5 protein-coding genes and 3 pseudogenes are annotated in these 7,807 nt (G+C 54.8%); 1 reads left to right on the top strand and 7 read right to left on the bottom strand.

The window, feature by feature from the left end; all coding sequences use genetic code 11:
- Window positions 1–89, top strand: a pseudogene (locus D0Z70_RS23815) (integrase catalytic subunit); the annotation flags it as partial.
- Window positions 90–124: 35 nt separating this feature from the next.
- Here the strand turns inward: D0Z70_RS23815 and tnpC are convergent.
- The 7 genes and pseudogenes from tnpC to D0Z70_RS23780 all read right to left on the bottom strand — a co-directional run.
- Window positions 125–661: pseudogene (gene tnpC, locus D0Z70_RS23810) on the bottom strand (IS66 family transposase); the annotation flags it as partial.
- A gap of 68 nt (window positions 662–729) precedes the next feature.
- Window positions 730–900, bottom strand: a pseudogene (locus D0Z70_RS23805) (IS256 family transposase); the annotation flags it as partial.
- Window positions 901–924: 24 nt separating this feature from the next.
- On the bottom strand, window positions 925–2,379 hold the full coding sequence (locus tag D0Z70_RS23800; RefSeq protein ID WP_182914102.1) for an MFS transporter: 1,455 nt from the start codon (window positions 2,377–2,379) through the stop codon (window positions 925–927).
- A gap of 500 nt (window positions 2,380–2,879) precedes the next feature.
- Window positions 2,880–3,977 carry an NAD(P)-dependent alcohol dehydrogenase gene (locus tag D0Z70_RS23795; RefSeq protein WP_119750660.1) on the bottom strand — a complete coding sequence of 366 codons (1,098 nt, stop codon included), beginning with the start codon at window positions 3,975–3,977 and terminating at the stop codon, window positions 2,880–2,882.
- 36 nt (window positions 3,978–4,013) lie between these two features.
- Window positions 4,014–4,538 (bottom strand): aromatic-ring-hydroxylating dioxygenase subunit beta, encoded by a 525-nt coding sequence (locus D0Z70_RS23790; RefSeq protein ID WP_088189963.1) that lies wholly within the window; start codon window positions 4,536–4,538, stop codon window positions 4,014–4,016.
- Window positions 4,539–4,589: 51 nt separating this feature from the next.
- A complete protein-coding gene (locus tag D0Z70_RS23785) occupies window positions 4,590–5,975 on the bottom strand; it encodes an aromatic ring-hydroxylating oxygenase subunit alpha (protein ID WP_239019120.1) in 1,386 nt (461 codons plus the stop codon).
- A 389-nt stretch (window positions 5,976–6,364) separates the two neighbouring features.
- Window positions 6,365–7,675, bottom strand: a complete 1,311-nt coding sequence (locus tag D0Z70_RS23780) for a DUF6537 domain-containing protein (RefSeq protein WP_182914101.1) — start codon at window positions 7,673–7,675, stop codon at window positions 6,365–6,367.
- Window positions 7,676–7,807 lie beyond the last annotated feature (132 nt).

Genomic DNA, 7,807 nt, shown 5'->3' with positions numbered 1-7,807 from the left:
CGGAAACGGCTTCACCGCCATATCCGGCCTCCGGTTCCGCTTCGCTCCACCTCCATCCGGATATGGCGGCGGCGAGAATAATCCACTAACAATCAACACGGTCCACTCGGTGGGGGCAGGTCAATAGCTGACCCGTCTTGGTTCGTCCGCGTCCCGGATCGAGCACCGGGGCAGTCGTCTCATCAGCGAACAGCCGCTCGGCTTGCCGCAACTCGGCAAGAATACGCTCTCGCAAAGGGCGCAGATACCATGCAGCCCGGCCGACCCAATCTGCCAGCGTCGAGCGGTCCAGGTGGATACCCTGCCGGGCGTAGATCTGGGCCTGTCGATAGAGCGGCAAATGGTCGGCATATTTAGCGACCAGCACCTGCGCGATCAGCGCTTCGGTCGGGATGCCGCCTTCAATGATGCGCGCCGGTGCCGGCGCCTGAACGACAGCGCTCTCGCAGGAACGGCCGCCGTAGCGCGGGCGGCGTGTGAACAGCACACGAAAAGTAATAGGAACGACGTCGAGCCGCTCGGCCACATCCTCGCCGATCTGGTGGAGAGTGCCGCCGCAGCAGGGACAGGCCTTCTCGTCGATATCGATGACCTGCTCGATCCGTTCCAAATGCGCAGGCAGAGAGCCCCGGTTGGTCGTGCGGGGGCGATCGGCGCGTTGCCGCCCAGCCGGGGCTTCGCTGGCCGCGGGACTGTCAGGAATTTCGTGTGCGGCGAGGCGGTTGACCATCAGGCCGTCATGGCCCTAATGAAACGTTCGCCGAAGAGCACGGCAAATTGCGCCTTCGCCATGTTCCACTCACGCGGGGGCATTTTCCACTCTTTCTCCGATCGGTTCAAGATCAGATATAGCAGTTTGGTGGCAGCATCATCGTTGGGGAAATGCCCCCGGGCACGGACATACCACGCCTCAACCTCTATTATTCAGCCTATCGAGACTATTGTTCGATATCTTATTAGTAACGTTATGCTCGCCACTGTCAAAGCGATGAAAGCAGCAACTACAATTGGCGCATCACTCTGCGCGCCGATCATGCGAAAGAGCGACGCCGCCAGTAATGCTCCTAGCGTTTGGCCGATCAACCGTGACAAGGAAAGCATTGCGGAAGCCGCTCCAGCGCGAGAATGGGGTGCGGTAGCCAACATACTATGGTTGTTCGGGACCTGGAAAATTCCAAAACCCAAACCGCAAATGGCCACCGCTGCAATTATCAAGAACACTGAGCTGCCCGGATGTATAAACGAAAGGCAAATTGCTCCTCCCGCAAGTGAGATTAATCCCGAACTACACAACCCGGCCGACGAAAAGCGATTAACTAGGCGGCCGGCAACGAATGCGGCAATCATGATGCCGATCGGCAGCGGAACCATGAGCATGCCGATCAATTCAGGCCCGAAATGCAACCGTTGTTGTAGAACGAAAGGAAATGATAGTGTTATCAGTATCATAACTGCATAAGCTGAAGCGGACATGCCATATGCTAAACGAAGAGAGCCCATCTTCAGCAAATCCAGTGGTACCATCGACTCATGGCTGATAGAAGTACGCTTCCGGAGGAAAAATATAGCAGAAACCGCAACGCCGATTTTAATGAATGTCCATTCTGAGGAGGAGTTTTGGGCCAAATCACTGAGAATAGAAAAACCTGCAGCGAAACCCAGACAGCACATTAGTGCCGAAATCGTGTCAAAAGAGCGTTTCGCAGACGCCGTGGAAGGGAGAGCCCACCATCCGAGCGTTAGCGCAAGCAGACCAAACGGAAGGCCCACGGCAAACACCGCATGCCAATTTGCAAACGAGAGGACCACTGCGCATGCCGCTGGCCCCGATGCAGAGGCGAAGGAAACGGCAATGGTATTGTAGCCAATTCCACGCGGGACGAGTTCGGGAGGATAAATTGACCGGACCAAAGCTCCGCTGGTTACCATTACCGCTGCCGCACCAATTCCCTGCACAAAACGCGCGACAGCGAGCATAGTCAGGCTACCAGCGAAGATACTGCCAGAGGCGGCGATCATGAAAAGCAAAATGCCTGACAGATAGACTTTCTTGTAGCCGAGTATATCGCTCACCTTTGCCATCGGCAAAAGGGCCATTACGATTGCTATCTGATAGGCGTTGATCACCCACACCGACTTCGCGGCGGTCAGTTGAAGCCCTTTGGAGATGAAGGGCAGTGCAACACTAGCGATCGATGCGTCAATAATGGTTAGAATTATCGCACACCAGATCGAGAGAGCCGCCCAATATCGCCGGGCATCTCGAAGTCCGTTTCCAACTGGAGAGGTGTCTGAACAGTTTGACCAGACGCTGGCGCCCCGTTTATCGATCGAATTCATCCGTCTGCTACTTTGTGACTTGTAATCATCCTGATTCATTTTAAACTTTACCAAGTCTTCAATTGAAAGCCGCATTGCGTAAACAGATAGGACTAAACAACTTGGTCGTAACCCGAGATCGGCACGGTGTATTTCGACCGACTAACCGCCTTTAATTTTAGCTTCGGAACTGACTGAAGGCATGTTACGAAATCCAATCAATTAAGGTCACCGCGCGTACGTCAAAAGTTTACCAGGCACCCGCATAAAAGCGCATAGGACGATATGCAGTTGGCACTGAGGCAGTCACATAAACACAATACCCCTCTCTAGACGACCGCAGACCACATTTAACGAGATATAGACTAATTCTCGAAACAGGCCAATGACGGAGTATGTTTTCACATCAATAGGTGCAAATATCCTAATGAGTTACATCAATAACTACAATCATCCCTGTAATGGATAGGCTGCCTTTGTAGTATATCTAAAATACGGTTAAATAATCAATCTCACCCGCTCTGATGCCAAGATCGATCAAACACGTCTGTATCGCCAAATCACATCTTGAGAATGGCCTTAATCGCATTACCTGTTTTTTCTGTGTCTTCGACAGCCTGATTAATCTGGTCAAAATCGTAGAACGTACATAGCCGCTCGAACGGAAAAAGGCCGGCCTCACGCATGGCAATTAGTTGCGGAATAAAGACTTGGGGAGTGCTTGAGCCTTCGACCACCCCACGTAGCTTGCGACCGAAAAGCATGTTGTTCATATCAAGCGTGAATTCGGTGCCCAACGCCGCACCGCCGACGACGGCTGTTTCCCCCATCGTATGCGTACTGTCCACTGCGCTTCGCAGAACTTGAGGTATGGCAGTGGTATCGATCGCATAGTCCGCGCCGCCATTGGTTCGGGCAATAATCGCCTCTTGGGCATTGGTGCTCGTTGCATCGACAACATCAGTCGCGCCTAGTTCACGAGCCAATTGAAGCCGCGTTGGATTGCGATCGACTGCAATAATCTTAAGGCAACCGGAAGCCTTAGCGGCCATCACAGCACTGAGTCCGACTGAGCCGACGCCAAAGATTGCGATCGACGAACCCGGGGCGGGCTGCAGGGCGTTTAGGACAGCGCCTGCACCGGTTTGAATTCCGCAACCCAATGGACCAAGCAACTCGATCTGGGCGGATTCGGCGACCTTTACGCAGTTGTTTTCATTCGCGATTGAGTAGGTTGCGAACGAGGACTGACCGAAGAAGCATGCATTCAACTCTTCTCCATTGCGCCGGATCGGGGTCGATCCGTCCAGCCGGCGCCCCATGAAATTGAGTGGAAAAAGGCTTGGGCAATAAGCCTGGTGACCTTTCATGCATGACGGGCAGGTTCCGCAATAGCTAAACGACAACACTACCTTGTCGCCAGCTTTAACTGTGGTGACGCCGCGCCCGACCTTTTCGACAATTCCTGATCCTTCATGGCCCAAGACGGCAGGAAGCGGCGTTGGATAGTATTGGTCTCGTACAGTCAGATCAGTGTGGCACATCCCGGCCGCAGCGATCTTGACAAGCACTTCGTTGTCGCGGGGTTCCTCGATGTCGATCGCATCAAGAACGAACTCACCCCCCTTGCGTTCGATGATCGCGGCATAAGCTTCCATATCGAGTCTCCCTCTCCAGCGCTCTGCGGCGCACGTTCAACAGAAAAAATACAGGTTCTTGTCTTGGGTAACCCTTGCATCGAGCAGTAGCTTACGTCGGAAGACCTTAAACCCGTCGTCAACGCGGCGCAGCTTGTCTTCGCGCCCGAGTGTATGCACAGTCATCTCAAGCTGGCGGCGATTCCGATAAACGAGCACGTTCGAATAGACGTCGAATTCTCCGTTCCCCGTGTCGAACGCTTCGATATTGCTGACGAAGTAACGGATTTTGGAAGGCGGATCCTCCATCCACACGGTACCCGTATAAAGTCGCTGAACGCGTTGATCAAGTTCGCCATAATCGTCATTATATATCGCGGCGTCGTCAGGCGTCGGGTCAGGACGACGGTCCCTAAGAAATCGCTGTTCGTAGATCGGCATCCAGTAATGGATGTCCTCGGCTACCATATTATTCAACCACTCGCGATATTGTCCGGTCTGCCATAATCGAACTTCGGCGCGGTAGTGCATATCTATGGCGTACTGGACGTCTAATCCCGCCAGAACTCGTTCAACCGACATAAACACTCCGGTTTCGGTAAGTTATGAAAAAGCTTTAGGGCTCGTGACCGACTACTCGGCCGCGTCGAGCTTTGCCGTCCAGTAGTCGCGATTGAGGAAAACTGAGTCCCATACGCTGTCGTTCGCTTTCACGGCATCCCAATTGGGTGCATCCAGCAATTCCTTCCAGAAGCGATAGAAACCCCGATGGGACGTCTCCCCGATAAAGCTGGAACCGACGATCCCTGGATAGACCGGATGCGGCCCTTCGAAGCCAACGCCCATGCTGGAGTCCATCCGCCCGTCGCGAGTGATGTTTCCGCGATTGACAAATGTGGCTGACGACATGTTCTCGCCATCGTCGCTTTCCAGCGTTCCGGCCGTTCCGAAACTCCGGCTCGCTTCGCGCTGAATGATGCTCTTGGTTTCCCGGTCTGCGTCGCGCGGCACCATCGTATAGGTCCAAACTTCAATCTCATGCGGTCCCCGCGGATGCCAGACTTTGAATGTGTTGGTGCCATAAAGGAACGAACAACTCGGGAAGATCGAGCAATTCCAGTGACCGACATAAAGACGCTCACGCTCTGGCCCGAATTTCCGCAGCACTTCACCGCGCGTGTCGGCCAGATATTTTGCCCAACCATCTCGCTTGACGTGGATAGCGGGGGCGGCATTGTCGATCACGCCAAATCCGTGGCCGTGCCGAGTCGTGAATTGAAGACCGAGATCTTCGAACGGCATTTCAGCGCGATTGCCAGCCAAACCGGCGAGTTCTCCGCCAATCCCATGCAAGGCACCGGCGTGGGTCCAGCCAACATGATATCCGTCACCGACGAAATTTTCGGTCGGCACCTTCCAGTTACAAGCCAGAATGCTTTTCATCGGAGGGCCGAGCAATTCCAGCCCGCCGCCGGCGCCTTCCCAAATCGTATCAAGATACCAGCAGAATTCGCCCAGATATTCCTCGAGGCTTGGTGCGTCAGCATCGCCGCAGCCGAAAATGAAACCCTTGTAGGTTTCTACCCGGACATGTTTGGCGCCAAGTCGCGCTTTATCAAGTTGGCCGTGATAGCATCGCGATTCGAGCGGCACATCCACGAGGCTGCCGTCCTGCCCGTAAACCCAACCGTGATAGTTGCAGACGAAAGCCTTCGCATTGCCGCTGTCGGCGTGGCAAATCTGGTTGCCGCGATGGGTACATGAATTGATGAACGCCCGGAATGAACCATCGGGCTGATGCGACAGGATGACTTTGTCTTCGGCCATATACGTAGTGATGAAGTCACCGGGTTTTGGCAGAAGAGATTCGTGGCCCAGGAACAGCCATGACCGTCCGAAAATCCGCTCCAGTTCGAGATTGTATACGTCTTTGTCCCAGAAAATTTCGCGCGATTGGGTCGATTCGACAGTGTCGACAAGGCTGGGATTTCCGGTCATTCTTCTCTCCGCAAAGCTCATCAAGCTCGCACAACAAGGGCGATCATTTTAGGCAATGCGATGCACTATATGCAAAAAAATAGAGGCCCGCAAGCTGCTTCTGCCGAGACAGGCGCAGGCTCCCGGGCGACTGTCTCGGACTGTTTTCCAGATTCCCAACGCTGGATGAACGATTTGGAGGTTAGTTAGCGCTGCTATTTGCCGCGACTCGCCAGGCCCAAATCTTTACCGTCTAGGGAGCAAGCGGCGCACGACTTATCGTCGCCATTTGCGCGCCGTACGAGTGCATAATCCCGCTATGACCAGCGGCATGTCGGCCATGGCCCGACCGCTGCCACCCTTCGCGTGATAAAGGGTGCTGCCCAGCGAATGCCCACCCGAGATCTTGGCGTTGAAGAGTTGCGCTGCGCTTATGCGGTCGCAACTTTAGGGGGATGGCTCGTATAATCACTTGGATTGGCGTCAAAAGCTGCCCGTAGCGAGGGCAACGCTAAGTCTGCTTTGATCATACTTTCGGTCTTCACCGGGCCATACCCCCGGATCATTTGTGGCCAGCGCGCCAGAGCGAGAGCATGATCGAATTTCACGACTGACAACTGACCGAGTATGTCACGCATGAACATTTCATATCGTTCGATTAACGCACGCTCAGCACGGCGCTCTTCGCTGTAACCGAACGGATCTAAAACAGTACCGCGCAGGCCGTTGAACTTAGACAAAAAGCGCAGCCCGTACAGCATCCATGGCTTGAATTCGCGCTTTCTGGGGCGACTGGTCGCCGGATCAAGTTTCGAAAAGATTGGCGGCGCCATATGGAAGCGGAGCGTGTAGTCACCGCTGAACCCTTGCTTTAGCGTATCGAGGAAGGTTCCGTCGCTGAACAGCCTGGCCACCTCATATTCGTCCTTATAGGCGAGCAGTTTGTAAAAATTGCGCGCGACTGCCTCGGTCAAGCTGGACGACAAAGGCGCAATTAATTTCTCGGCCTGCCGTGCCGATTCTACTAGTGACAGGAAGCGAGCCGCCAAGGCTTCGCCCTGATAGGCCACAAGATCGACTCGCCTCCGCTCGACAAGTTCATCGACCGTTTCTGACATTGCCAAACTATCGCGGCGCGGCTTGCCGGCCTCAGCCAACTTCGTGACCGCGGCCGGATCGTGAGCCAACATGCGTCCCAGTGCGAACGCCTGGAGATTGGCGGGCACGGCGACACCGTTGGACTCGATGGCCTGCTCGAGCGATCCATGCCCAACTGGAAGCCAGCCCATTTGGCAGGTGAAGCCTAACAGCATTATGTTGGCACCGATTGTGTTGCCTGTCAGTTGTTCGGCTAGTTCGGTCGCCTCTATGAAGGTAACCCGTCCAGCACCGCAGAATCGTTCGATTGCGGCACGTTGCGCGAAAACCGGCACAGTGAAGTCACGGTCCCGTGTGAAAGCACCGGTGACAGTGGCATGATCATTGACGACCGCAACGGTGGCACCGGAACGCAGACGCGAGAGCGACTCGTCGGACGCTGCTGTCACAAGGTCGGCGCCGATCAACAGGTCACACTGGCCCACCGAAAGTCGGGTTGCGCGCAACTGATCAGCGTTGTCGGCGACTTTGAGATGACAATACACTGCGCCGAACTTCTGTGCGAGACCGGTGAGGTCAAGTGCCTGAACCGATTTTCCCTCCGCCTGCGCTGCCGCGCCGATGAGGTTTGAGATGGTGACCACGCCGGTTCCCCGTATCGCTCCGGTGAGGGCCGCCTTGCGGTGATTGGCTGATATTTTGACATGGCACCGGTGCAAGCGCCGGTGTTTGCACCGATACTAAGGACGGTGCGATGAGTCAGATCACGGTAATTT

Source organism: Sphingobium terrigena (genome assembly GCF_003591655.1).
Lineage (GTDB): Bacteria > Pseudomonadota > Alphaproteobacteria > Sphingomonadales > Sphingomonadaceae > Sphingobium > Sphingobium terrigena.
The sequence above is the reverse complement of the archived record's forward strand: the minus strand, read 5'-3'. Positions and strand labels throughout refer to the sequence as shown.